Source organism: Pseudomonas sp. BJP69 (assembly GCF_007633355.1).
Lineage (GTDB): Bacteria > Pseudomonadota > Gammaproteobacteria > Pseudomonadales > Pseudomonadaceae > Aquipseudomonas > Aquipseudomonas juntendi.
Genome location: NZ_CP041933.1, coordinates 1,055,352 through 1,079,704, shown reverse-complemented (window position 1 = coordinate 1,079,704; position 24,353 = coordinate 1,055,352). Strand labels below are relative to the sequence as shown.

Below are 24,353 nucleotides of genomic sequence, written 5' to 3'. Positions count from 1 at the left end.
GCACCCGCTCTAAGCCATGGCTGCCGGGCGGCGGAACCGGACTTTGGGGTCAAAAAAATCCCCCTGTTCTCCACGCCCTGTAGGAGCGGCCTTGCGTCGCGATGGGCCGCACAGCGGCCCCAGTTTTCCAGCACCGCCGCCAGTACCCCGGGGCCGCTGCGCGGCCCATCGCGACGCAAGGCCGCTCCTACAGAGGATCAGGCCGCAGCACTGCACAGAATGTGCTACCAGACAACCTAACAGTTGTCGAGATATGGTTGCGCCGGTCCTTTGCGTATACTGCAATCTATGTTCGCCCACACTGCTTTGCGCCAGCGTTGCGCCAAATGGCTCCTCGCAACCGGACTCTTTCTGCTGCTCGGTGCCTGCGTTGAAAAACCCAGCACCCTCGAGCGCGTGAAGGAGGACGGCGTGCTGCGCGTGATCACCCGCAACAGCCCGGCCACCTACTTCCAGGACCGCAACGGCGAAACCGGCTTCGAGTACGAACTTGTCCAGCATTTCGCCGATGATCTCGGCGTAAAACTGCAGATCGAAACCGCCGACAACCTCGACGAACTGTACGATTCGCTCGGCAAGCCCGCCGGCCCGGTGCTGGCCGCGGCCGGCCTGGTCAGCAGTGAACGGCGCAAGGCCCAGGTGAAATATTCGCATCCCTACCTGGAAGTCACCCCGCAGGTGGTCTATCGCAACGGCCGCCCACGCCCGACCGACGCCAAGGGCCTGGTCGGCAAGAAAATCATGGTGCTCAAGGGCAGCAGCCATGCCGACCTTCTGGCCGAGCTGAAAAAGCAGAACCCAGGCCTGGAGTATGAAGAGTCCGATGCGGTCGAGGTGGTCGACCTGCTGCGCATGGTCGACGAAGGCCAGATCGACCTGACCCTGGTCGACTCCAACGAACTGGCGATGAACCAGGTGTACTTCCCCAACGTGCGGGTTGCCTTCGACGTGGGCGACACCCGTGATCAACGCTGGGCAGTCGCGGCCGGTGAAGACAACAGCCTGCTCAACGAAATCAATGAATTCCTCGACAAGGCGCAGAAAAACGGCACCCTGCAGCGCTTGAAGGACCGCTACTACGGCCATGTCGATGTTCTGGGCTACGTGGGCGCCTACACCTTCGCCCAGCATCTGCAGCAACGCCTGCCCAAGTACGAGAAGCACTTCAAGAGCTACGCCAAGGTCGAGCAGGTGGACTGGCGCCTGCTGGCCGCCATCGGTTACCAGGAATCGATGTGGCAACCGGAGGTTACCTCCAAGACCGGCGTACGCGGCCTGATGATGCTGACCCAGCGCACTGCCCAGGCGATGGGCGTATCCAACCGCCTGGACCCGCGGCAGAGCATCCAGGGGGGCGCCAAGTACTTCATGAAAATCAAGGAAGAGCTCGACGACAGCATCAAGGAGCCCGACCGCACCTGGTTCGCCCTGGCTGCCTACAACGTCGGCACCGGCCACCTGGAAGACGCCCGTACCCTGGCCAAGCGCGAAAAGCTCAACCCGAACAAGTGGCTGGACGTGAAGAAAATGCTGCCGCGCCTGTCGCAGAAACAGTGGTACCGGCAGACCAAGTACGGCTATGCCCGCGGTGGCGAGCCTGTGCACTTCGTGGCCAACATCCGCCGCTACTACGACATCCTCACCTGGGTCACCCAACCGCAGCTCGAAGGCCAGGTCGCCGAAGGCAACCTTCATGTGCCTGGTGTGAACAAGGACAAGCCTGCGGACCAGTCACCGCCGATGTGAGCCTGTAGCGGCCTGTTCGCGGGCACGCCCGCTCCCACAGGTCCACCACAAGCCTGAGGGGGTGGCATTCCTGTGGGAGCGGGCGTGCCCGCGAACAGGCCGGCCCAGGCTAGCCCTTGGCCCGGCGGGCTTTGAAGAAGTCGCTGAGGATCTGCCCACACTCCTGCGCCAGCACCCCGCCCTCCACCATCACCCGGTGGTTGAGAAAGCCCTGGCCGAAGAACTGCCCCTGGCTTTGCACGATCCCCGCCTTGGGCTCCAGCGCGCCAAACACCACCCGCATCACCCGTGAATGTACGATCAGGCCTGCACACATGCTGCACGGTTCCAGCGTGACGTACAGGGTGCTGCCTGGCAGGCGGTAGTTGCTGGCCGCCTTGGCCGCCGCCCGAATCGCCACCATCTCGGCATGGGCACTGGGGTCGCTGTCGATGATCGGCCGGTTGAAGCCCTGGCCAATCACCTGGCCATGCTGCACCAGCACCGCCCCCACCGGTACCTCGCCCAGCGCTGCACCCTCGGCTGCCAGGGACAACGCCAGGCGCATGAATTCCTGATCGCGGCTGCGATCGATAATCTGCGGGCGCATCACACCACCGCGATAGCGGCCATCAGGCCGGTTTCCATGTGGTCGATGACGTGGCAGTGGAACATCCAGGTGCCGGGGTTATCCGCCACCAGGGCCACCTGCGCGCGCTCGTTCTTGCCCAGCAGGTAGGTGTCGGTGAACCACGGTTCCTTGATGTCGTGCCGGTTGGAGGCGAGCACCTTGAAACTCATGCCATGCAGGTGGATCGGGTGCTGGTACTGGGTCATGTTCTTCAACTCGAAGATGTAGCTTTTGCCTTTTTGCAGCGTGGCGATGGGGCGGTCGGCGCAGGTCTTGTCGGTGATGTCCCAGGCTTGGCCGTTGATTTGCCAAAGGCTCGGTGGCTTGTCCTGGTCGGTGGTGACCGAAACCTTCGCCGCCCATTCGAAATTGAAGTTGAGCTTCTCGGCATTCTCCAGGTCCGGTTCGGCTATCGGGTTGGCCGGCAGCGCTGGCGGCCAGTCCCCCGGGGCATCGGTACTGGCCACCGAGCGCAGGGTGCCCAGGCGCACGAAGCCATCGCGCAGGGAAATTTCCTCCCCCGCCTGGGGAATGCGGATAGCCAGGCAGATGCGCATGCCAGGGCCGAGCCAGTACTCGTCCTCCAGGGGGCGAGGGGTCACCGGGTTACCATCGAGCGCGTAGATCCGGGCCTCGCAGTTGCCCTTGAGGTTCACCCGGTAAGTCCAGGTGTTGTCCAGGTTCAGCAGACGCACGCGCACCACCTGCCCGGCCGGCAGTTCGGTGACCGCGTCGGCCTGGCCATTGATGGTGATCAGGCGCCCGGCGGTGCCGTTGCGCGCGGCCTCGCGCGGGATACTGAACGGCAGCCAGCCACCCTCCTCGTCCACGTGCCAGTTCTTCAGGCTGAGTGTGCGCTCATGCCGGAAGCCGGTGGGCTCGCGCTCCTCGACGATCAGCGGGCCGACCAGGCCACGGCCCAGCTCTTCGGAACTGCTGACATGAGGGTGGTACCAGTAGCTGCCCGCATCCGGTACGCGGAACTTGTAGTCGAAGTACTCGCCTGGCTTGACCGGCAGTTGCGACACATAAGGCACGCCGTCCATTTCCAGCGGCAGGCGGATACCGTGCCAGTGGATGGTGGTTTCCACCGGCAGGTGGTTGATGAAGCGCACCCGCAGCCAGGTGCCTTGGCGCACACGCAATTCGGTGCCCGGTGCAGAGGGCCCGAACGCCCAGGCCTCGGTCTTGAAGCCCGGCACCAGCTCGACGTCAAGCGGCGCGGCGATCAGCTCGTAGTCATGGCCGGCGTTGTCGTCCTCGACCTTGCCCAGCCAGTAACGCGCCGCGCCACCGGCGCCCAGGCCAACCACAACCAGGCCGGTCAGGCCCTTGAGCATTTGTCGACGGGTGAAGGACATCGGTGCGGGTACCTCGTGTTCGGTGCGATCAAGCTGCCAGCCTCGGCTGACGATGAAGGGCGAATACGATACACCTGCAAATGGGAAATATTAAGTGAAGTCTCTAGAGACCCTGGCGTTCCGCTTCCATGGCGCCGCCACACAACTGATTGAACCACTGCCGGTCATGGTCGCCAGGTTGGCGCATGGCAGCCTGCAGCAGTGCACCGTCCAGCCTGATGCGAAGGTTGTCGAGGCGCGCAGCCAGTGGCGGATGGGAGTCGAATGGATGGGGCATGGTCAGGCCCAGCACGTCCTCATCCAGGCGCAACGGCACGCGCTGCAAATGCCGGGGCAGCGCTGCCAGCAGGCCTTGGCCGCCGCACTCGTGCAGCAAGGCATCGACCACGCTGCTCAGGGCGATCGCCCGCAACAACGCCTGCATGAACAGCTCCGGCCCGGCCACTTCGGCACCGGCCCGGTCAGCCAGCAATTCCTGCTCACGCCCCCAGTGATGGACCGCGACCTGAAAATGGTGCAGGAACTGACCGGCTGCCCATACCACCGGGCGAGCGACCCAGGCGGCGCCGCGCTCAGCGTCGACCAGAGTCGAGAACTGGGCGCACATCAAGCTGAAGCGTGCGTTGGTCGCACTGCCCTGCTCCGTGTCGCGGCTGCGAAAATGGCCAAGCTCATGGCCAATGATCGCGGCGGCTTCCCGCTGGCTCAAGGCGCCGAGACACGGTAACGACAGATACAAGGTTCGGCCATTGAGTACCGACTGACAGGGCTGCAGCACGACTGGAACGCTGGTGACGAAAAAGCTTTGGTCGATGCCGACCACGATATTGTCCGGTACTGGCGCATGCAACTGCGCGGCCAGGCCCTCGACCCATTGCCAGAGCGCCGGAGCCCTCTGCCGGTGAAGCTGTCGGCCGAGAAAGCTCGCGTTGGACGCGCCGATGCGCGGCCATTGCTGGCGCATTCGCCAGGCCGTACGCAGGCACACGAGCAGTAATGACGCTAGCGGCAGCACCACGATCAGCACGGTAACCCCGCCCTGTGCCGCATGGCTGAAGCCGGCGCTGACTTCATACAGCAGCAGAAGGCCCAACGAGCCAGCCAGCAGCCCCATGTAGACGCTTAGCCAACGCCCCAGCACCCGCCAGCTGGCGGTCATGCGCTGGTGCAGGTAATGCGCCGAGCGCAGGGCCCGCCAGGCGTCGTACCTGAGCCTGAGCCAAGCGCCGATGCCAGCGACCAGCGCGCCCCATGCCAGCCAGCCGCCGACACCGGCCAGCGTTCTACGCACGCTAAGCCAGTGGCGGTCGGTATCGAGCTCATCCAACTGCCGTTGCAGCACTTCACGCGTGTCCAGGCGCCCTGCCAGTTCCTTGCGCGCCGCCCAAGGCAGTGTGCGCAACAAGTCCTCGCTGGGCGTTGCCAGCCACTGCCGGATGATCCCCGCCTGCTCTTGCGCCGTCTCGGCCCGCCATTGCTGCACGCCGCCCCAGCCGACCAGCAGCAACGGCAACAGCAGCATGACCAGGCCCCAACCCAGGCGCCTCATTGCAGCGCCCCGCTATACATCTACCTGCATCAACTCCAGTTGCCGTTGTGCATGGGCCGAATTGCGGTAGGCCGCCAACAGCTCGAGCACTTCGTCGTTCCCCAGCTTGCGACCCTTCAAGGCCAGGCCGGCAGACATGATGCGAATCTGCGGTCGCGGCTTTTTCAGGGCCATCGCCTGGTTTCCGAAAAACTGCAGCTTGACCACGCGATGCTTAGGCAGCACAGCTTCGCTGCTCATCTCCAGCGTCTGCACCATGACCAGGCCTTCGTCCTTTACCGCGATGTCCTCGACTTCAGCCATGTCGACAGGGGCGTCCAGGGTATCGACGAACAGCTGTCGGCGAGTCAGGCGCATGAACACCTGCGTGCCCGCGTTGCGGTGCTGCCAGGTCACCGCGGCCGCCATGCACACCACGAACAGCACCAGTGCGACCGCGCCCAGGCGTTGCGGGTTGAACGTGGCGACCAGCAGAATCAGGGCGCCCACCAGCAGTATCGGCCCCCAGACCTTGTAACGCCGGGAGTTGGTGAATTCGCTTTGCTCCGGGACGCGCTCGATTACCTGTTTGAGTTCGGCAACCACCCGCTCGCGCTGGGCGGCACGGGCTTGCTCATAGTCTTCGCCAAGCGCGCCGGAAAGGTCGGCCAGCGGATCGTCGGGTTTAGCCATGATCAGATGTGCTCCCCGTTCACCGCTGCTTGGCCAGATAATCGGTCAGAAAAGCCTGCGCATCACCTTGGCGCGACAGCCCCTCGGAGTAGCCAACCGGCAAAGGTTGCGGCTCACCCGGCAGGTAGAGCTCGCCGCCCCAGCCGCCCTGCACGATCAACACGACAAACTTGTTGCCATCGACCGTCGTCCAGTAGCGGGTGTCCTTGGCGGTTTTCTCGACCTGCATTTTCTGAATGCGCATGTTCCAGTCGTGATCGACGCCTTCGACCTGGACCAGCGCCTCATTGGCGGCCCGCTCGCCAATGCGCAGCGTCCATACCTTGACGCCCTCGGTGCCCATATAGGCCTTGACCTGTTCGGCTACTGCAGGCCGTTGTTCGGCATGTGCCTGGCCTAGCCAAAGCGTGAGCGATGCCACCAGCAAGGCAGCCCATTTACGATAAGCGAACATTTTTTCCACCATGATGCGAAACGATCGATCATTGAAGACAGCTACGCCGGCACTGCCAACCCCTGTGGCCGGTTCGCACAAAAGATGGGCCGCCGCGCACAATGGCTGTTGCCAAAAATGTGCGCGCGTTACCATTTACGCTCATGTCGCCGCCAACCAAGGACGTAGCGCCCATGCGATCGACCAGCCCCTACCTGGACACCTCCTTTTCCTTCGACAGCCCCGGCTCGCTCGCCGACGCCGGCGTGTTGGACAGCGGCAAGGCGCAGATCATGGGGCGTGCAACCGGGCATTATCGGGCGCAGACCGTGCACGCGGGGCTGCAGTACTTCGATTGCAACCTACAGTTTCCCGAACCGTTGCAAATCGACAAACTGCTGCCGCAAAGCCTGTGCATCGTCCACGTGTTCGACGGTGCCTGGCAGCACAAGGTCGACGGCACGCTCAACCATTACGCCCCCGGCCACTTGCACCTGCTGGGCCTGGGCGAAAGCCTGGAAGCGCAGGACCAGTTGCCTGCAGACAGCCATGCGCGCATGGCTGGCGTGCGCATTGCCGGCGACTACCTGCATGAGCTGGCGCGGGACGATGCGCAATTGCTACCCCTGCTGGCCTTGACCGCAGACGGCATGCGCTTCGATCAACTCCCCCAATGCCCCGCCGTCAGCCGCTTGCTGCAGCAGCTGTACCTGTCACCCTATACCGGTGGGCTACGGCGCCTGCATTGCGAAAGCCTGAGCGTGGCCGTGGTGCTGGAGCTGGCGCGCCACTTGATCGGCCCTGTACAAGGCACGAAAAACCCGGACCGCGGGCTGCGCGACCTGGCCATCGAAGCGCGGCGCCTGCTCGACACCCAATTGGCCACCCCACCCACCGCCGCCAGCCTTGCACGCCAACTGGGCGTGGGCGAGACCACCTTGCGCCGGGCGTTCCGCGACGAATTCGGCCGGCCAATGCTGCAGTACGTGCGCCAGCACCGCCTGGAGCAGGCCCGCACCCTGCTGCTGGAAAGGCGCTGGCAGGTGTCGCAGGTGGCCTACCAGGTCGGTTATGCCAACCCTGCCAATTTCTGCCATGCCTACAAGGCCTATTTCGGCCACCCGCCTGGCAGCGAATAGCAGGTTTTCCCAGGCAAAAGAAAAGGGCCTGCAATGCGGCCCTTTTCGTTCAACGCCAGAGAGGCATCATTCCCACTCAATCGTCGCCGGCGGCTTGCTCGACACGTCATAGGTCACGCGCGAGATGCCGTCGATTTCATTGATGATACGGCCGCTGACGGTTTCCAGCAGCTCGTACGGCAGGTGTGCCCAACGCGCGGTCATGAAGTCCACGGTCTCGACGGCACGCAGGGCCACGACCCAGGCGTAGCGACGGCCGTCGCCGACGACGCCGACCGACTTGACCGGCTGGAACACCACGAAGGCCTGGCTGGTCTTGTGGTACCAGTCGGCTTTGCGCAGCTCTTCGATGAAGATGTGGTCGGCACGACGCAGGATGTCGGCGTATTCCTTCTTCACTTCACCAAGGATACGCACACCCAGGCCCGGGCCCGGGAACGGGTGGCGGTAGACCATGTCGTACGGCAGGCCCAGCTCCAGGCCGATCTTGCGCACTTCGTCCTTGAACAGTTCACGCAGCGGCTCGACCAGCTTGAGGTTCATTTCCTCCGGCAGGCCACCGACGTTGTGGTGCGACTTGATCACGTGGGCCTTGCCGCTCTTGGCGCCAGCCGACTCGATCACGTCCGGGTAGATGGTGCCCTGGGCAAGGAACTGGATGTTTTCCAGCTTGCTGGCCTCGGCATCGAACACGTCGATGAAGGTGCGGCCGATGATCTTGCGCTTCTTCTCCGGGTCGGCTTCGCCTTCCAGGTTGTCGAGGAACTGCTTTTCAGCGTCGGCGCGAATGACCTTGACGCCCATGTTCTCCTTGAACATGGCCATCACCTGGTCACCTTCGTGCAGGCGCAGCAGGCCGTTGTCGACAAATACGCAGGTCAGCTGGTCGCCGATGGCGCGGTGCAGCAGCGCGGCAACCACCGAGCTGTCGACGCCGCCAGACAGGCCCAGCAGGACGTTGGCCGAACCCACTTGTGCACGCACCTGGGCGATGGCGTCTTCAACGATGTTGGACGGGGTCCACAGGGCTTCGCAGCCACAGATGTCCTGCACGAAGCGGGACAGGATGCGACCGCCCTGCTTGGTGTGGGTCACTTCCGGGTGGAACTGCACGCCGTAGTAGCCGCGGGTGTCGTCGAACATGCCGGCGATCGGGCAGCTTGGGGTGCTGGCCAATACATGGAAATTGCCCGGCATCTGGGTGACTTTGTCGCCGTGGCTCATCCACACGTCCAGGCCCAGTACGCCGTCAGCGTCGATGTGATCTTCGATGCCGTCGAGCAGGCGGCTCTTACCGACCACGTCCACGCGGGCATAACCGAACTCACGCAGGTCGGAACCTTCGACCTTGCCGCCCATCTGTTCGGCCATGGTCTGCATGCCGTAGCAGATGCCCAGCACCGGCACGTTCAGGTCGAATACTGCCTGCGGCGCGCGCGGGCTGTTGGCTTCGTGGACCGATTCGGGGCCGCCGGCGAGGATGATGCCGCGCGGGTTGAATTCGCGGATCGCTTCATCGTCCATGTCGAACGGGTGCAGCTCGCAGTACACGCCGATCTCGCGCACGCGGCGGGCAATCAGCTGGGTGTACTGGGAACCGAAATCGAGGATCAGGATGCGGTGAGCGTGAATGTCGAGGGCCATGACTCAATCTCGTCAGTGGAAATCGGAAACGACGCGGGGCTGTCGTGACAGCCCCGCATCCTTGTAGTGCTGGAAGCCTTAACCTACGCGGTAGTTAGGGGCTTCTTTGGTGATCTGCACGTCATGCACGTGGGACTCGGCCATGCCGGCGCCGGTGATGCGTACGAACTCCGGCTTGGTGCGCATCTCTTCGATGGTTGCGCTGCCGGTGTAGCCCATGGACGAACGCAGGCCGCCCATCAGTTGGTGGATGATCGCCGCCAGCGCACCTTTGTACGGCACACGGCCTTCGATGCCTTCCGGTACCAGCTTCTCGGCACCGGCCGAGGAGTCCTGGAAGTAACGGTCGGACGAGCCTTGCGCCTGTGCCATGGCACCCAGCGAGCCCATGCCGCGGTAGGCTTTGTAGGAACGGCCCTGGAACAGCTCGACTTCACCTGGCGCCTCTTCGGTACCGGCGAACATCGAACCCATCATCACGCAGGAAGCACCGGCTACGATGGCCTTGGACAGGTCACCGGAGAAGCGGATGCCGCCGTCGGCGATCAGTGGCACACCGGTGCCTTCCAGTGCAGCGGCAACGTTGGCGATGGCGCTGATTTGCGGCACGCCGACGCCTGCAACGATACGGGTGGTGCAGATAGAGCCCGGGCCGATACCGACCTTGACCGCGTCAGCGCCGGCTTCGGCCAGGGCCTTGGCCGCAGCGCCGGTGGCGATGTTGCCGCCGATCACCTGCACCTGCGGGTAGGTTTCCTTCACCCAGCGCACGCGGTCGATCACACCTTTGGAGTGACCGTGGGCAGTGTCGACCACCACCACGTCAACCCCGGCAGCAACCAGGGCGGCTACGCGCTCGCCGGTGTCCTTGCCAGTGCCGACGGCAGCGCCGACGCGCAGGCGACCTTGGTCGTCCTTGCTGGCCAGCGGGTAGGCCTTGGCCTTTTCGATGTCCTTGACGGTCATCATGCCCTTGAGGTTGAACTTGTCGTCAACGATCAGGACTTTTTCCAGGCGGTGCTTGTGCAGCAGCTCGCGCACTTCGTTCTTGTCGGCGCCTTCGCGCACCGTGACCAGGCGCTCTTTTGGCGTCATCACGTCGCGGACCTTGGCGTCCAGGCGGTTTTCGAAGCGTACGTCACGGGAAGTGACGATGCCGACCAGGTCACCGTTGGCCAGCACTGGCACGCCGGAGATGTTGTTCAGGCGGGTCAGCTCGAACAGGTCGCGCACGGTAGCGTCGGCGTCGATGGTGATCGGGTCCTTGACCACGCCAGCCTCGAACTTCTTGACCTTGCGAACTTCGCCGGCCTGCTGCTCGATGGTCATGTTCTTGTGGATGATGCCGATGCCGCCTTCCTGAGCCATGGCAATGGCCAGGCGCGCTTCGGTCACGGTATCCATGGCGGCGGAAACCAGCGGAATGTTCAGCTCGATGCCACGAGTCAAACGGGTCTTGAGACTGACTTCATTGGGCAGTACCTCGGAATAGCCAGGTACAAGGAGGATATCGTCGAAGGTCAGGGCTTCTTGGCTGATACGCAGCATCGCGGGGGCTCCCGGGCGGGAAAAATGGAAGCGCGCCATTATACTCATGCACGGCGCGCCGCTCAATGCAAAATAAGGGCCTTCGGTCAGCCGTGTGGCAGTTTTACCTGCACCACCGTCACCGGCTGGTCGAGCCAGTCGGCGAAGCTGTCGAGAAAGGCCTGGGTAAACCCGGCCTCGCCCCAGTTGTTGAAGATGAACCCCAGGTTGGAAAAGGCACATGGCTGCAGGTAAATGAAGCCATTGATGTCATCTTCGAAGCCGCACAGCGGGCAGGTGAAGTTGTCACTGACCGCCGGCATCCATTCTTCCAGGCTTTCGAACAGCGGCTCGCCCACCTCGCGCCGGCACTGCGGGCAGCCGGCTTCTTCAAGAAACCCTTCGGTGGGGGTATAGATGCAACGCTTGAGCATCACTTCCAGGCCGTTGGCCTGCTCGCCAAAAGGCAACAACTCAGGCCGCAGGGCCACCTTGCGGGCGCCTGCCGCCAGGGCGTGGCCCATGCGGTTGCCGGTACGGCCACAGGTGCTCAGCTGCTCCTCGACCACTTTCTCGCGTACCAGCCAGCGCACGATGGCACGGGCGCGGGCTTCGTGCACCGGCACGGTAGACAGCTTGGGAACGATAATGCTCTGGGTGTTCATGAACGGTACAAGCCTGCAAAACTGCGGTAAGGGCGCAATTCTACCGCTCAGGCGCCGAGGTAGCGACCGATCAGCGCCAAGCCGCTGGCCAGCACCAGCCAGGTGACCAGGCGCACAAAGGCTTCGCGCGACAGCCTGTGGGTCAGCCCACGGCCGACCCACAAGCCGATGAACATGACCGGCAGCAGGCATGCAGCCAGCAAGAGCAGGCTCTGGTCGGCGTAAACACCGGCGACCAGGAACAATGCCAGGCGCACCACCGTGCTGCAGCTGATCAGCGCGCTCTGGGTGGCGTGCACCTGTTCCTTTCGTTCCAGGCGTGCACTCAGGTACAGCGCATAAAGAAAACCGCCGCTGCCGAACAGCGCCCCGAACAGCCCGCCTGCCGTACCCATTGGCACTGCCCAGAAACCCGACAGGTTCGCCGGCCGTACTCTGACCGACAGGCTATACAGCGCGTAGGCCGTAACGAACAGGCCCATCAACAGCAACAGCACGTCAGACTGCAAACGCAGCAGGAACACCACGCCCAACGTGCAGCCCAGGGCCATGAACGGCAACAGCCGCAGCAACTCGCCGCGCACCACATCACGGCGCGAAGGCAGCAAGTTGCCGAAGGCGGCGACAAAATCGAGCAACACCAGCAGCGGGATGATCCGTGACAACGGCATGAAATGGATCAGCACCGGGCCCGCCACCAGCGCCGTACCGAAACCGGCAATGCCAAAGACGACGTAGGCCACGCCGACGCCGAGCAGGATGGGCAGCCAGTCAAGGCCGGTGAGCGACAGTTCAGTGAGCATGGCAGCAGTTCCAGGGAGCATAGGCAAAGGTTAGCCAGCTGAGAGCCATGCCGACTAATATGGCTTTATCGCCAAAGCCATCTCGAAAAGGCATGACATGACGTCCCTCCGCCAGTTGCGTTACTTCGTGGAAATCGCCGAGTGCGGCAGCTTCAGCAGTGCCGCTGAACGCCTGTTCATCGCGCAGTCGGCACTCAGCCGGCAGATCAAGGAGCTGGAGCAGCAACTGGGCACGCCATTGTTCGAGCGCACCGCCCGCCTGCCGCGCCTGACCCCGGCCGGCCAGGCGTTGCTGGAGCGGGCACGGCGCCTGCTGGCCGACCTGGCGCAGGCAGAGCGGGTGACCCGCGATATTGGCCAAGGGTTGCAAGGCAGCTTGCGCCTGAACCACTCCAGCACCGTCCCGTTGACCGGCCCGCTGCTGGCGCGTTTGAGCGGTTACCTGCACGCTAACCCGGGGGTTGCACTGGACATCGCCCAGCAGTCCTCGGAGGCCCAACTGGAAGACATCGCGGCGGGGCGGCTGGATATCGGCCTGTTGCGCTTGCCGGTGCTGCGCCAGCATGAAGGCGTGGTGCTGCATGAACTGTTCAGCGAGCCCGTGCTGCTTGCGGTGGCGGCCGGGCATCCGTTGGCCGGTGTGGCGCAGGTGGCGCTGCAGCAGTTGCGCGACGAGCGCTTCATTTCCATTCCGCACCGTGAGCGCGGCGGGCTGAGCTACCTGGCGGCCTCGTTGTGCATGGATGCGGGCTTTTTCCCACAGGCGGCGCAGGTGCTGTCGCGCAAAACGACCCAGCTGCAGCTGATCCAGGCAGGTTTTGGCGTGGCGTTGCTGCCGCAATGCATGCGCGACATTGCGCCGGCCTCGGTCAGTTTCGTCACCCTGGAGGGGGGCCGGGAAAGTACCGTGGCCCTGGCGTGCCGGCGCGATGCAGAGCAATTGGTGCGCCAGTTCGTGGCCGCGATGAAAGATCACGGCTAGCCCGCAACGCCCGGTAAGGTATGATGCCGGCCATGATCAGAGACCCTTTCGAACGACTCGGCCTGGACCGCGAGGTCCTGACGGTCAGCCAACTCAACGGCCGCGCCCGCGTGCTGCTCGAAGACGTGTTCCGCAGCGTGTGGGTGGAAGGCGAGATTTCCAACCTCGCCCGCCCGGCGTCTGGCCACATGTACTTCACCCTCAAGGACAGCGGTGCCCAGGTACGCTGCGCCCTGTTCCGGCAGAGCGCCACGCGGGTGCGCCAAGCGCTGCGCGATGGCCTGGCGGTGCGGGTGCGGGGCAAGGTTTCGCTGTTCGAGGGCCGGGGTGATTATCAGCTGATTCTCGACACCGTCGAGCCGGCGGGGGATGGCGCGCTGCGCCTGGCATTCGAGGCCTTGAAGGAAAAGCTCGGTGCCGAAGGGCTGTTCAGCGCCGAACGCAAGAAGCCCTTGCCTGCCCACCCGCAACGCATCGGTATCATCACCTCCCCCACCGGCGCGGTGATCCGCGACATCATCAGTGTGTTCGGCCGCCGCGCCCCGCAGGTGGAACTGAACCTGATTCCCACGGCTGTACAGGGCCGCGAGGCCATCGCACAGATCGTGCGTGCCATCCGCCTGGCCGACGGCCTTGGCTTTGATGCGCTGATCTTGGCCCGTGGTGGCGGCTCGCTGGAAGACCTGTGGTGCTTCAACGAAGAAGCCGTGGCCCGCGCCGTGGCTGCCTGCGTCACACCGATTGTCAGCGCAGTCGGCCATGAGACCGATGTGTCCATCAGCGACTTCGTGGCAGACGTTCGCGCCCCCACTCCGTCTGCCGCCGCAGAGTTGCTGGCGCCCGACAGCAGTGGTATTCGCCAACGCCTGGACGGGCTGCAGCGGCGCTTGTTGCTGCGCATGCAGAACCGCCTGAGCCATGACCGCCTGCGCCTGGACTCGCTGACCAGGCGCCTGCGCCACCCGGGCGAGCGCTTGCGCCAGCAGGCCCAGCGCCTGGACGACCTGGACATGCGCCTGCGCCGGGCGTTCCTGCTCAGCCTCAACCAGCGCCGTGAGCGTCTGGCGCGGGCAGAAACCCGCCTGGCTGCGCAACACCCGGGGCGCAACCTGAAACTGCTGGCCCAGCGCCTGGACAGCCTGGCCGAGCGCCTGCCACGGGCCATGCGCGAACTGCTCAAGGACCGCCGCCAGCGCTTCCAGGCCCAGTTGCAGACGCTGCAGGTGGTCAGCCCGCTGGCCACACTGGCGCGCGGCTACAGCATCCTGCTCGACGACCAGGGCCAGGCGATTCGCAGCGCCGAACAGACCCGCAACGGCCAACGCCTTACGGCACGCCTGGCCCAGGGCGAGCTGCTGGTGCGCGTGGAAGACAATCACCTGACTCCGGTCACCCTTTCGCTATTGGACTGACACATGCCCCGCCTGCTTGCCACCCTGTTCGCCCTTTCCCTGTTACTGCTGGCCGGCGGCGCCCAGGCCAGTTACATCACGCGTGCGCTGAACAAGCCGGTGCCCGGCGGCGTGGCGGTGGTCAACCTCGGCCCTGCCGCCAGCGCCCCCGAAGCGCGCTTCGACGGCAAGCCGGTGCTGGTGGTCAAGGAGCAGGAGAACTGGTTGGCCATTGTCGGAATCCCGCTGACCCAGAAGCCGGGTACTGCCGTGCTCAGCCAAGGCGGGCGCAACCTGCCGTTCAGCGTGGGTAGCAAAAAGTACCCCGAACAGCGCATTACCCTGAAGAACACCCGCCAGGTCAACCCGAACCCCGCCGACCTCAAGCGCATCGACCGCGAGCTGGCTGAGCAGATCAAGGCCTACCGCAGTTTCAGCCCAGCCCTGCCCAGCAACCTGATCCTCGACAAGCCGGTCAACGGCCCGCTGTCGAGCAAGTTCGGCGTGCGTCGCTTTTTCAATGGCGAGGAACGCAACCCGCATGCCGGGCTGGACTTCGCGGTGCCGGCAGGTACGCCCATCAAGACCCCGGCCAATGGCAAGGTGATTCTGGTGGGGGATTACTTCTTCAATGGCCGTACGGTATTCGTGGACCACGGCCAGGGCTTCATCAGCATGTTCTGCCACATGTCGAAGATCAATGTGCAGGTGGGGCAGCAACTGCGCCGGGGCGAGGTAGTCGGGCGCGTGGGCTCAACCGGCCGGGCTACCGGGCCGCACATGCACTGGAACGTGAGCCTGAACGATGCGCGGGTGGATCCGGCGATTTTCATCGGCGCGTTTCAGCCCTGAGACAGCAGCGCCAGCCTCGCCGACAAGCCCCGCCTCCACAGCGTTCCTGCCCTGTGACAGTGCTGTGGAAGCTGGCTTGCCGGCGATGAGGCGAGAATAGGTCAACGGGGTTCCACTGTGTTGCGCCAGCTAAAACTACCGCGCAACAATGAACAACCCCACGGGTGAATCCAGCCATAAAATCTCGCTCATACGCTTTTTTTAAGCATTCCTCTCAATTTTTTCCGAACGCTTGCCATCCCCCACCCCACTGGTTAAGTTTGAAGGCATGAAAACCTTCAGCACCCTCATCCTGCTCCGACAACATCGCAGCCTCAGCCTGGTCAGCGCACGACTACCAGGCTGAATCGCGTCGCCTCGCCTCTTCATCTTGTTATCGCTCGGCAGGCCCGATTTCGGCCGCACACAAAAGGATTGCTTCCATGTCCATGCTCAAAGACCCTTCGAAAAAATACCGCGCCTTCCCGACTATCGACCTGCCTGACCGCACCTGGCCGTCGAAGACCATCACCGCAGCGCCCATCTGGTGCAGCTCCGACTTGCGTGATGGCAACCAGTCGCTGATCGAGCCGATGGATTCGGAGAAGAAACTGCGCTTCTGGAAGACCCTGGTCCAGGTGGGCGTGAAGGAAATCGAAGCGGCGTTCCCGTCTGCCTCGCAGACCGATTTCGACTTCGTGCGCACCCTGATCGAAGACGGCCACATCCCGGACGACACCACGATCCAGGTGCTCACCCAAGCCCGTGAAGACCTGATCGCGCGCACCTTCGAGTCGCTGCGTGGCGCGAAAAAGGCCATCGTCCACCTGTATAACGCCACCTCCCCGGCGTTCCGCCGCATTGTCTTCAACCAGGACAAGCAAGGCGTGAAAGACATCGCGGTGAATGCCGCCAAGCTGTTCGTCAAGTATGCCGCCCAGCAGCCCGAAACCCACTGGACGTTCCAGTACTCGCCAGAAACCTTCAGCGCGACCGAAATGGAATTCGCCAAGGAAGTGTGCGACGCGGTCATCGAGGTGTGGAACCCGACGCCAGAGCACAAGGTCATCCTCAACCTGCCGGCCACCGTGGAAGTCTCCACGCCGAACATCTACGCCGACCAGATCGAATGGTTCTGCCGCAATGTCAGCCGCCGCGACAGCGTGATCATCAGCCTGCACTGCCACAACGACCGTGGCACCGGCATTGCCGCCACCGAACTGGGCCTGATGGCCGGCGCCGATCGCGCCGAAGGCTGCCTGTTCGGCAACGGCGAGCGGACCGGCAACGTCGACCTGGTGACCTTGGCACTGAACCTGTACACCCAAGGTATCGACCCGCTGCTGGACTTCTCCGACATCGACGGCGTGCGCAAGGTGGTCGAAGAGTGCAACCAGCTGCCCGTGCACCCACGCCACCCTTATGTCGGCGACCTGGTACACACTGCGTTCTCCGGCTCGCACCAGGACGCCATCCGCAAGGGCTTCGCCAAGCAGCAGGAAGGCGAGCTGTGGGAAGTGCCGTACCTGCCGATCGACCCGGCCGATATCGGCCGCAGCTACGAGGCGGTCATCCGCGTCAACAGCCAGTCGGGCAAAGGCGGCATCACCTACCTGCTCGAGCAGGAGTACGGTATCAGCCTGCCGCGCCGCATGCAGATCGAGTTCAGCCAGGTTGTGCAGGGTGAAACCGACCGTTTGGGCCTGGAAATGACCGCTCAGCAAATCTACAGCCTGCTGCACAAGGAATACCTGCAGGCCAACGCGCCATACGCCCTGGTCAGCCACCGCCTGCAGGAAGAAAACGGCCACAGCGCCGTGGAAGTGGAAGTCGCCGGCGAAGGCGAAACCACCCTGCACTGGCGCGGCAAGGGCAATGGCGCCCTGGAAGCCCTGGTTGCCGGCCTGCCGGTTGCCGTGGAAATCATGGACTACAACGAGCACGCGATTGGTGCTGGCACCAACGCCAAGGCGGCGGCCTACATCGAGTTGCGCGTGGCCGGTGGCCGCCCGGTGCACGGTGTGGGTATCGACGAAAACATCACCACCGCCAGCTTCAAGGCACTGTTCAGCGCCCTGAACCGCTCGCTGAGCCAGCAGGAAGCCAAAGCGGCCTGAGCCCTGCCTGCTGAATGAGAAAGCCCGCATCGTTTGATGCGGGCTTTTTTGTTGGCCTTGTACTGGCCCTATCGCTGGCAAGCCAGCTCCCACGGGGATCGCATCAGGGCTGACAGGTGTTTGCCACAAGGTATGCAGCGCCTGTTAGAGCGAGCGCCGCCCGCGCGGCGCATCGCGAGCTGCGCTCGCTCCTACGTTTGTTTCGGGCCAGTAACCCCTGTGCCAGATGCGCGCGGCCGCCTTGTTCGTACGACGCGATTTTGAGGCATGCTCCAAGGCGTTCGCGCGCAAATCCCACAGGAATAATTGGCCCGAAACAAACGTAGGAGCGAGCGCAGCTCGCGATGCGCCGCGCGGGCGGCGCTCGATCTCACAGGCGCTGAAGATGCTGCGGCTACCCTTGCCAGGAACCATAGAATCTCCCACAGGGTACTGCACAGGCTTCGAGTTCTGCGGTATTCCCGTGGGAGATCACACAGCCCTAAGGGCTGCGCTGTCGCGCAGAGAACTCGATCCATAAGCCCGGCGCTGCAAGAAAGCCAGGCAAAAAAAAGGGGCGCCGACCAAGCGCCCCATAAGCCGTAAAGCACACAACAAATTCAGTTGGCGTCCACTAGCGCCATCGCCTCGGCACTGCACGCTTCAATCCGCGCCCAATCGCCATTCTTGATCCAGCTGCTGTCGAGCATCCAGGTGCCCCCTACACACATCACGTTGGGCAAGGCCATGTAATTGCGCACATTGGCCGGGTTCACACCACCGGTTGGGCAGAAGCGGATATCGCCGAAAGGCCCGCCGAACGCCTTGATCGCCGCCACGCCACCGCTGATCTCCGCAGGGAACAGCTTGAAGCGACGGTAGCCCAAGGCATACCCCAGCATGATTTCAGACGGCGTGCTGATGCCTGGCAGCAGCGGGATCTCGCTGTCCACCCCGGCCTGGAGGAGCTCCGGGGTAATGCCTGGGGTGACGACAAATTGCGCACCTGCGGCTTCAACGGCGGCGAACATACCGCGGTCCAGAACAGTGCCGGCGCCCACGCAGAGCTCCGGGCGCTGCTTGCGCAGTACCTCGATGGCCTTCAGCCCAAGCGCTGAGCGCAAGGTCACTTCGAGGGTACGGATACCGCCAGCAGCCAATGCGTCAGCCAGCGGCAGGATGTCTTCCTCACGGGCGATGGTGATCACCGGCAGGATGCGCGCCTTTTCGCAAATGGCGTCGATCCGCGCGGCTTTGTCGGCCATCGAGAGCTTGGACTGTGGGCGTTCAAGGGTGGTCATGACTGTGGATCCTTGGCTCATGGGCACCAGTAGATGTCCAGGGGGGCGTGAAGAAAAGCGCGAATCGGCATTTCGGTAAGGTCGTTGCCAGCCAGCGCGGCGCGCAGGGTGGCGAGTTTGCCCTGGCCCTGCACGGCCAGCGCGGTAAAGCCGGCACTGGCCAGCAAAGCGCGGGTCATCGACAGGCGCTGGTGCGGCACGCTGGGCGCCAGCAACGGCAGGCAGCGACGTTTGCTAGCCAGGTCCAGGCCTGCTTCCAAGTTGGGACTGGCCGGGAACAGCGAAGCGGTATGGCCATCGTCCCCCATGCCCAGCACCAGCACGTCGATCTGCGGCAGCTCGGCCAACGCCTGGTCGGCCATGAGTGCGGCGGCGTCGAGGTTTTCCGCCTGCTGGTACAGGCCAATGAAGCGGGCCTTGGCCGCATTACCCTGGAACAGGTGACGGGCCAGCAGGCCCGCATTGCTGTCGGCGTGCTCTACCGGCACCCAGCGTTCGTCGGCCAGGCTGACGGTGACCTTGGCCCAGTCCAGCGCTTCGCTGGCCAGTTTTTCCAGAAATGGCACCGGGCTGCGGCCACCGGACAACACCACGCAGGCATGCCCTTTGGCAGCGACCGCCGCGCGCAGGCGCTCGGCCACGTCGTGGGCCTGCGTGGCGGCCAGCGCCTCGGCGTCTGCCAACTCGTGTACGTTCACGACCGCTGGCAGTTTCAGTTCAGATATCCCCATACCACGCCCTCCCATCGCGTGTGATCAGTGCAATCGAGCTCATCGGCCCCCAGGAGCCGGCCGCGTATGGCTTGGGCGCATCGCCCGCATTACGCCAGCCGGCGATCAACTGGTCGCACCACTTCCAGGCATACTCGATTTCATCCTTGCGCACGAACAGGTTCTGGTTGCCTCGCATCACTTCGAGCAATAGCCGCTCGTAGGCATCCGGAATCCGCGCACTGCGCCAGGTATCGGAAAAATTCAGTTGCAGCGGGCCACTGCGCAGTTGCATGCCCTTGTCCAGCCCCTGCTCCTTGGTCATCACCCGCAACGAAATGCCTTCGTCCGGCTGCAGGCGGATGATCAGCTTGTTGCCCACCTGCAAACGCTGTTCCGGGGCGAAGATGTAGTGCGGGGTTTCCTTGAAGTGGATAACAATCTGCGACAGCTTCTGCGGCATGCGCTTGCCGGTACGCAGGTAGAACGGCACGCCCGACCAACGCCAGTTGCGAATGTCGGCACGCAGGGCGACGAAGGTTTCGGTATCGCTCTGCGCGTTGGCATTGTCTTCTTCCAGGTAGCCCGGTACCGGCTTGCCGTCGCTGTAGCCGGCAATGTACTGGCCGCGCACCACGCGGGTGCTCAGGGCGTCGCCCGTGATCGGTGCCAGTGCCTTCAACACCTTCACCTTTTCGTCGCGGATGGCATCGGCAGACAAGTCGCTGGGCGGGTCCATGGCGATCAGGCACAGCAGCTGCAGCAGGTGGTTCTGGATCATGTCGCGCAGTTGCCCGGCCTTGTCGAAGTAGCCCCAGCGGCCTTCGATACCGACCTTTTCGGCAACGGTGATCTCCACATGGGAGATGGAATTCTGGTTCCACTGGGTTTCGAACAGGCTGTTGGCAAACCGCAGGGCAATGAGGTTCTGCACGGTCTCCTTGCCCAGGTAGTGGTCGATACGGTAGACCCGGCTTTCCGGGAAGAACCGGGCGACAGCGTCGTTGACCCGGCGTGACGATTCCAGGTCGTGGCCAATGGGTTTTTCCAGCACTACCCGGGTGCGCGCCACCAGGCCGGCCTTGTCGAGGTTCTCGCAAATGGCCCCGTATACAGCCGCGGCGGTGGCAAAGTAGGCGATCAACGGCAACTCGCCGGGCAACTGCTCGGCCAGCGCCTGATAGCCTTCAGGCTGCAGGAAGTCCAGGTGCAGGTAGCTCAGCCGGGCGAGGAAGCGCCCCAGTGCAGCAGGCTCGATATCGGCCTCGGGCACATGCCGGCGCAGGTGCGCTTCGATTTGATCCAGGTGCGCCTGCGCGCTGCCGGCCTCACGCGCCAGCGCCAGCAGACGGGTGTCCGGGTGCAGCAGATTGGCGCGGTCAAGTTGGTACAGCGCAGGAAACAGCTTGCGCAGCGCCAGGTCGCCGAGGGCGCCAAACAGGGCAAAGGTGCAAGGTTCGACACTGATTGCAGCCATGATGTTGGTTCTTTCCTAAAGTTGGTCTAGGAATACCGCTTTCACATACGGTTTTCAAGTGTAAATGTAGTAAAAACCACAACATTACACACAAGTGTTACAGACAAGTGGTACACCAACCGCACCGACAGTACGATAGACGACCGTGCAAAAAGCCTGCTGCTCCCACAGCCGGCTGTCTTCCCGACCCAAGGACATACCCATGGACCGCGTGCGAAACCTCCTGGAACAGATCCAGGGACGCCTCGACGAGCTGAACAAGGCCGAACGCAAAGTCGCCGAAGTCATCCTGCTCAACCCGCAACAAGCCACCCGTTTCAGCATCGCTGCGCTGGCCCAGGCGGCCAAGGTCAGCGAGCCGACCGTCAACCGTTTCTGCCGCTCGTTCGGCGTCAGCGGCTACCCCGAGCTCAAGCTGCAACTGGCACAGAGCCTGGCCAGCGGCGCCGCCTATGTCAGCCGCGCAGTAGAGGCCGACGATGACCCGGCGGCCTATACCCAGAAAATCTTCGCCAGCGCCATTGCCTCACTCGACAGTGCCTGCCAGCAACTGGACCCGATGCAGGTCAGCCGTGCCGTGGACATGATGATCCAGGCCCGGCAAATCCACTTTTTCGGCCTTGGCGCCTCCGCCCCGGTGGCCCTCGATGCACAGCACAAGTTCTTCCGCTTCAACCTGGCGGTATCGGCCCATGCCGACGTGCTGATGCAGCGCATGCTGGCCTCGGTGGCCCACACCGGTGACCTGTTCGTGATCATTTCCTACACCGGGCGCACCCGCGAACTGGTCGATGTGGCACGCCTGGCCCGCGAAAACGGTGCCTCGGTACTGGGCCTGACTGCCGCCGGCTCGCCCCTGGCCAACGCCTGCAGCCTGAGCCTGCATATCCCGCTGCCCGAAGACACCGACATCTACATGCCAATGACCTCGCGCATCATTCAGCTGACCGTGCTCGATGTCCTGGCTACCGGCATGACCCTGCGCCGTGGCGTTGATTTCCAGCCGCACCTGCGCAAGATCAAGGAAAGCCTGAACGCCAGCCGCTACCCGATCGAGGACGACGAACTCAACTGAGCCGGTGCGCCTGCAAACGCAGGTGGGCACGCTGCCCCGGCGCCAGGCTCAGGCCCTCGCCGCTGCCACTGGCCGCCTCGACGCAGACAAAGCCCTGGCATTCCCGCCCGGTCACGCCCATCAACGGGCGATTGCCCGGGTGCCAGACCACCGTGTCGTCGCTGTCGCCCGTGTCGATGCACAGCTCGCGCTGCCAGGCCGGGTCCTGAAGTTGTACCCGCGGCGTGCCCGGGTAGACCTTCTGGCAGCCGCCCTTGAGCTTCAGCGCACCGCCCTCGCGGCAGGCCTGACGGTTGAGCCGGTCATAACCCTGGATATCCTCCAGCCCAGACAGCGCTATCTCGGAAACGTGACTGATACGCCAGTAGGCCAGCAAGGCATGGCTCAACTGGCAGGGTTGGCTGTCCTGGTGCTCGGTGCTCAGGCTCAGCTCCATGCGGCTGCCCAACCGGGCATGCAGGTCGACCTGCCAGTCGCACAGGTCCAATTGCCACTTCAGGCTTACGCCCTCCTCGTCCTCGCGGCTGTCCACCAGCTTCCAGTCCAGCAACCGCGCCCAGCCATGCGCCGGCCACAGGTCTTCGCTGGGGTGGCGGCCATACCACGGCCAGCACACCGGCACACCACCGCGTATCGCCCCCACTTGCGGCCACTGCTCGGCGCACCACAGCCAAGGCCGCTCGCCCGCCGGCTGAAAATGCAGCAGTTGCGCGCCCTGGCGGCTGAATACCGCCTGGCATCGGGGGTGGTCGATGATCAGTACATCGCGCTGCTGGTAACGCTCCCACTCGAATGTCGGCCGCGGCCGCTGCGAGGTGAAGAAGCGATGGAGCGGATGTTCAGGCATGGGTCAGAGCTCTTTTTGTTTGAGGTAGCGCTGTCTCGGCCTATCCCCAACACCCACTGCAGGGCAGTGGGTGCCGGGCGCCGAAAATGGATTGGCGTAAATTTACAACAATTGCCCTCAGAATGACGACTGAATCTTCAAGCCGGCGACCAGCGCATTGTCCACCTGGTCAACCCCACCCGGGCTCTTGATGTACTGCAGGTTGGGCCGCACGGTCAGCCAGTTGGTGACGTGGAAGCCGTAGTACAGCTCGGCGTTGTACTCGGTGCGCTGCAATGGCATGAAGCCTGGGTTGTCGTAATCGTCGATGCCGTTCTGCGCGTTGATCAGCTCGGCACGCTTCTTCACGTCGTCGTTCACATGGATGCGTGCCACGCCAAAGCCGATGTCATCCTTGGGCCGGGCGTCGAACGCGCCTTTGTACACCAACCCCACCTGCTGGTAGTTGTCGACCACGTTGGTGGCCTTGTCGTGCACGGTGAAGTTGGCGAACAGGCTGAGGCCGCGGTTCACATCCCCGGCATGGGCGGTGACCTGCTGCTGCGCCACCACCCACCAGCCATGCTTGCTGGAGTGCGACTTGAACGCGTTGCCGGTGAGACCCTGCGGGTTGCCGTTGACGTCGTCGTAGACATCGTCGGCCTTGGCGGTGCTGTAGTAGTAGCCCAGGCGGTACTCGCCCGGCAGGCCGTTGACCTTGGGTGACCACACCGCCTCCACCGGCAGGATCGCGCCCTTGGTGCCGCTGCCACTGAGTTTGAAGCCGTTGCCGGTTTCCAGGTTGGAGGGGTTCTGCTCGAAGGCACCGACCTGCACGAAGAAGTCCGGGGTAATGTTGTACTTCACCCGCAGCGCCCACTGGCTGACCGGCCAGTTGTACCAGATGCCGCCTACCCAGTTGCCCACCTGCGAACCGCAGAAGGCCAGGTTCTGAAAGTCGCACGGGAAGCTGTTGAAATCCTCACCCGGGCCGTAGCGGCCGACTTTCACATCCAGTGCGCCGTCGAAGTACTTCTGCTTGACCCACATCTGGGTCAGGCGCCAGGTCTGGCCGCGCCCCCACACCTCCTGCACCGAGCTGAACTGCCCGGCGCGCGGGTCGCTGATGCGGTCGTTGGACAGGTTACGGCCGCTACGCTCGGTGATCGCCAGCTTGAATTCGGCATCGTGCCAGCCAAAGATCTTTTGCAGGTCCAGGTGCGCGCCAAGGGCGAACTGGTCGCTGTAGCGCGCGGTTTTGTCGTCGTTGTAGCCGCCATGCAGGTTACCGGCCACTTCACCCACGTAATCGAGGGTGAAATCGTAGCCCTTGTCCAGCAGCTCGGTACGGGTGCCGCCCCAGTCGCCGGTCATCCACTTCGATTCGCTGGAAAATGCCTCGGCAGCTTGTGCACTGGCGCTGCCAACCACGGCGAGCAATGCCAGCGACCCCAATGTCTTGATACGTTTGCGCTGTTCCATCCCTTTGCGTCCTCTTTTTCTTATTGATGATGT

Annotated in this window: 21 protein-coding genes; 7 read left to right on the top strand and 14 right to left on the bottom strand. The window is 63.6% G+C overall.

Annotated features, from left to right (window positions below; all coding sequences use genetic code 11):
- The first annotated feature begins 288 nt into the window (after window positions 1–288).
- Window positions 289–1,746, top strand: coding sequence for a membrane-bound lytic murein transglycosylase MltF (mltF, locus tag FPB55_RS05015; RefSeq protein WP_115293450.1), 1,458 nt, complete (start codon window positions 289–291; stop codon window positions 1,744–1,746).
- A 109-nt stretch (window positions 1,747–1,855) separates the two neighbouring features.
- On the opposite strand, the gene tadA is transcribed toward mltF, so the two are convergent.
- The 5 genes from tadA to FPB55_RS04990 form a co-directional block, all read right to left on the bottom strand.
- On the bottom strand, window positions 1,856–2,335 hold the full coding sequence (gene tadA / locus FPB55_RS05010; RefSeq protein WP_029885514.1) for a tRNA adenosine(34) deaminase TadA: 480 nt from the start codon (window positions 2,333–2,335) through the stop codon (window positions 1,856–1,858).
- Window positions 2,335–3,717: a multicopper oxidase family protein gene (locus tag FPB55_RS05005; protein ID WP_144187626.1), complete on the bottom strand. Its 1,383-nt coding sequence runs from the start codon at window positions 3,715–3,717 to the stop codon at window positions 2,335–2,337. The genes tadA and FPB55_RS05005 overlap by 1 nt, the downstream gene beginning before the upstream one ends.
- Before the next feature lie 103 nt (window positions 3,718–3,820).
- A complete protein-coding gene (locus FPB55_RS05000; RefSeq protein ID WP_144187624.1) occupies window positions 3,821–5,266 on the bottom strand; it encodes a M48 family metallopeptidase in 1,446 nt (481 codons plus the stop codon).
- 12 nt (window positions 5,267–5,278) lie between these two features.
- Complete coding sequence (locus FPB55_RS04995) at window positions 5,279–5,938, bottom strand: hypothetical protein (protein WP_144187622.1); 660 nt, start codon at window positions 5,936–5,938, stop codon at window positions 5,279–5,281.
- A 19-nt stretch (window positions 5,939–5,957) separates the two neighbouring features.
- Complete coding sequence (locus FPB55_RS04990) at window positions 5,958–6,392, bottom strand: hypothetical protein (RefSeq protein WP_144187620.1); 435 nt, start codon at window positions 6,390–6,392, stop codon at window positions 5,958–5,960.
- Between the two features lie 173 nt (window positions 6,393–6,565).
- Between FPB55_RS04990 and FPB55_RS04985 the strand changes: the two genes are divergently transcribed.
- Window positions 6,566–7,510 (top strand): AraC family transcriptional regulator, encoded by a 945-nt coding sequence (locus tag FPB55_RS04985; RefSeq protein WP_144187618.1) that lies wholly within the window; start codon window positions 6,566–6,568, stop codon window positions 7,508–7,510.
- 66 nt (window positions 7,511–7,576) lie between these two features.
- On the opposite strand, the gene guaA is transcribed toward FPB55_RS04985, so the two are convergent.
- The 4 genes from guaA to FPB55_RS04965 all read right to left on the bottom strand — a co-directional run bounded on the left by guaA (window position 7,577) and on the right by FPB55_RS04965 (window position 12,149).
- Window positions 7,577–9,154, bottom strand: a complete 1,578-nt coding sequence (guaA, locus tag FPB55_RS04980) for a glutamine-hydrolyzing GMP synthase (protein ID WP_009683420.1) — start codon at window positions 9,152–9,154, stop codon at window positions 7,577–7,579.
- 78 nt (window positions 9,155–9,232) lie between these two features.
- The gene (gene guaB, locus FPB55_RS04975; protein ID WP_003255025.1) at window positions 9,233–10,702 is read right to left on the bottom strand and encodes an IMP dehydrogenase; all 1,470 of its coding nucleotides are present in this window, start codon (window positions 10,700–10,702) and stop codon (window positions 9,233–9,235) included.
- Between the two features lie 86 nt (window positions 10,703–10,788).
- On the bottom strand, window positions 10,789–11,346 hold the full coding sequence (locus FPB55_RS04970; RefSeq protein WP_054890223.1) for a hypothetical protein: 558 nt from the start codon (window positions 11,344–11,346) through the stop codon (window positions 10,789–10,791).
- Between the two features lie 47 nt (window positions 11,347–11,393).
- Complete coding sequence (locus tag FPB55_RS04965) at window positions 11,394–12,149, bottom strand: sulfite exporter TauE/SafE family protein (RefSeq protein ID WP_054890224.1); 756 nt, start codon at window positions 12,147–12,149, stop codon at window positions 11,394–11,396.
- A gap of 97 nt (window positions 12,150–12,246) precedes the next feature.
- Here FPB55_RS04965 and FPB55_RS04960 point away from each other — a divergent pair, with 97 nt between their 5' ends.
- The 4 genes from FPB55_RS04960 to leuA all read left to right on the top strand — a co-directional run bounded on the left by FPB55_RS04960 (window position 12,247) and on the right by leuA (window position 17,470).
- On the top strand, window positions 12,247–13,131 hold the full coding sequence (locus FPB55_RS04960; protein ID WP_144187616.1) for a LysR substrate-binding domain-containing protein: 885 nt from the start codon (window positions 12,247–12,249) through the stop codon (window positions 13,129–13,131).
- A gap of 32 nt (window positions 13,132–13,163) precedes the next feature.
- Window positions 13,164–14,543: an exodeoxyribonuclease VII large subunit gene (gene xseA / locus FPB55_RS04955; protein WP_115295223.1), complete on the top strand. Its 1,380-nt coding sequence runs from the start codon at window positions 13,164–13,166 to the stop codon at window positions 14,541–14,543.
- A 3-nt stretch (window positions 14,544–14,546) separates the two neighbouring features.
- Window positions 14,547–15,374 carry a M23 family metallopeptidase gene (locus tag FPB55_RS04950; protein WP_144187614.1) on the top strand — a complete coding sequence of 276 codons (828 nt, stop codon included), beginning with the start codon at window positions 14,547–14,549 and terminating at the stop codon, window positions 15,372–15,374.
- A 422-nt stretch (window positions 15,375–15,796) separates the two neighbouring features.
- Complete coding sequence (gene leuA / locus FPB55_RS04945) at window positions 15,797–17,470, top strand: 2-isopropylmalate synthase (RefSeq protein ID WP_009683414.1); 1,674 nt, start codon at window positions 15,797–15,799, stop codon at window positions 17,468–17,470.
- 599 nt (window positions 17,471–18,069) lie between these two features.
- On the opposite strand, the gene FPB55_RS04940 is transcribed toward leuA, so the two are convergent.
- From FPB55_RS04940 to zwf, 3 genes are read right to left on the bottom strand one after another with little or no spacing between them, the layout of a single operon-like run.
- The gene (locus FPB55_RS04940; RefSeq protein ID WP_054890314.1) at window positions 18,070–18,750 is read right to left on the bottom strand and encodes a bifunctional 4-hydroxy-2-oxoglutarate aldolase/2-dehydro-3-deoxy-phosphogluconate aldolase; all 681 of its coding nucleotides are present in this window, start codon (window positions 18,748–18,750) and stop codon (window positions 18,070–18,072) included.
- Window positions 18,751–18,767: 17 nt separating this feature from the next.
- On the bottom strand, window positions 18,768–19,481 hold the full coding sequence (gene pgl, locus FPB55_RS04935; protein ID WP_144187612.1) for a 6-phosphogluconolactonase: 714 nt from the start codon (window positions 19,479–19,481) through the stop codon (window positions 18,768–18,770).
- Window positions 19,468–20,937, bottom strand: a complete 1,470-nt coding sequence (gene zwf / locus FPB55_RS04930; RefSeq protein ID WP_144187610.1) for a glucose-6-phosphate dehydrogenase — start codon at window positions 20,935–20,937, stop codon at window positions 19,468–19,470. Before zwf ends, pgl begins: the two co-directional genes overlap by 14 nt.
- A gap of 211 nt (window positions 20,938–21,148) precedes the next feature.
- On the opposite strand from zwf, the gene hexR reads away from it, so the two are divergent.
- The gene (hexR, locus tag FPB55_RS04925) at window positions 21,149–22,012 is read left to right on the top strand and encodes a DNA-binding transcriptional regulator HexR (protein WP_172828429.1); all 864 of its coding nucleotides are present in this window, start codon (window positions 21,149–21,151) and stop codon (window positions 22,010–22,012) included.
- Here the strand turns inward: hexR and FPB55_RS04920 are convergent.
- Both FPB55_RS04920 and FPB55_RS04915 read right to left on the bottom strand, forming a co-directional pair.
- Window positions 22,005–22,859, bottom strand: coding sequence for a D-hexose-6-phosphate mutarotase (locus FPB55_RS04920; RefSeq protein ID WP_009683409.1), 855 nt, complete (start codon window positions 22,857–22,859; stop codon window positions 22,005–22,007). The two genes, hexR and FPB55_RS04920, sit on opposite strands and share 8 nt — an antisense overlap.
- A 117-nt stretch (window positions 22,860–22,976) precedes the next feature.
- Complete coding sequence (locus tag FPB55_RS04915) at window positions 22,977–24,320, bottom strand: carbohydrate porin (protein WP_054890317.1); 1,344 nt, start codon at window positions 24,318–24,320, stop codon at window positions 22,977–22,979.
- Between the last annotated feature and the right edge of the window lie 33 nt (window positions 24,321–24,353).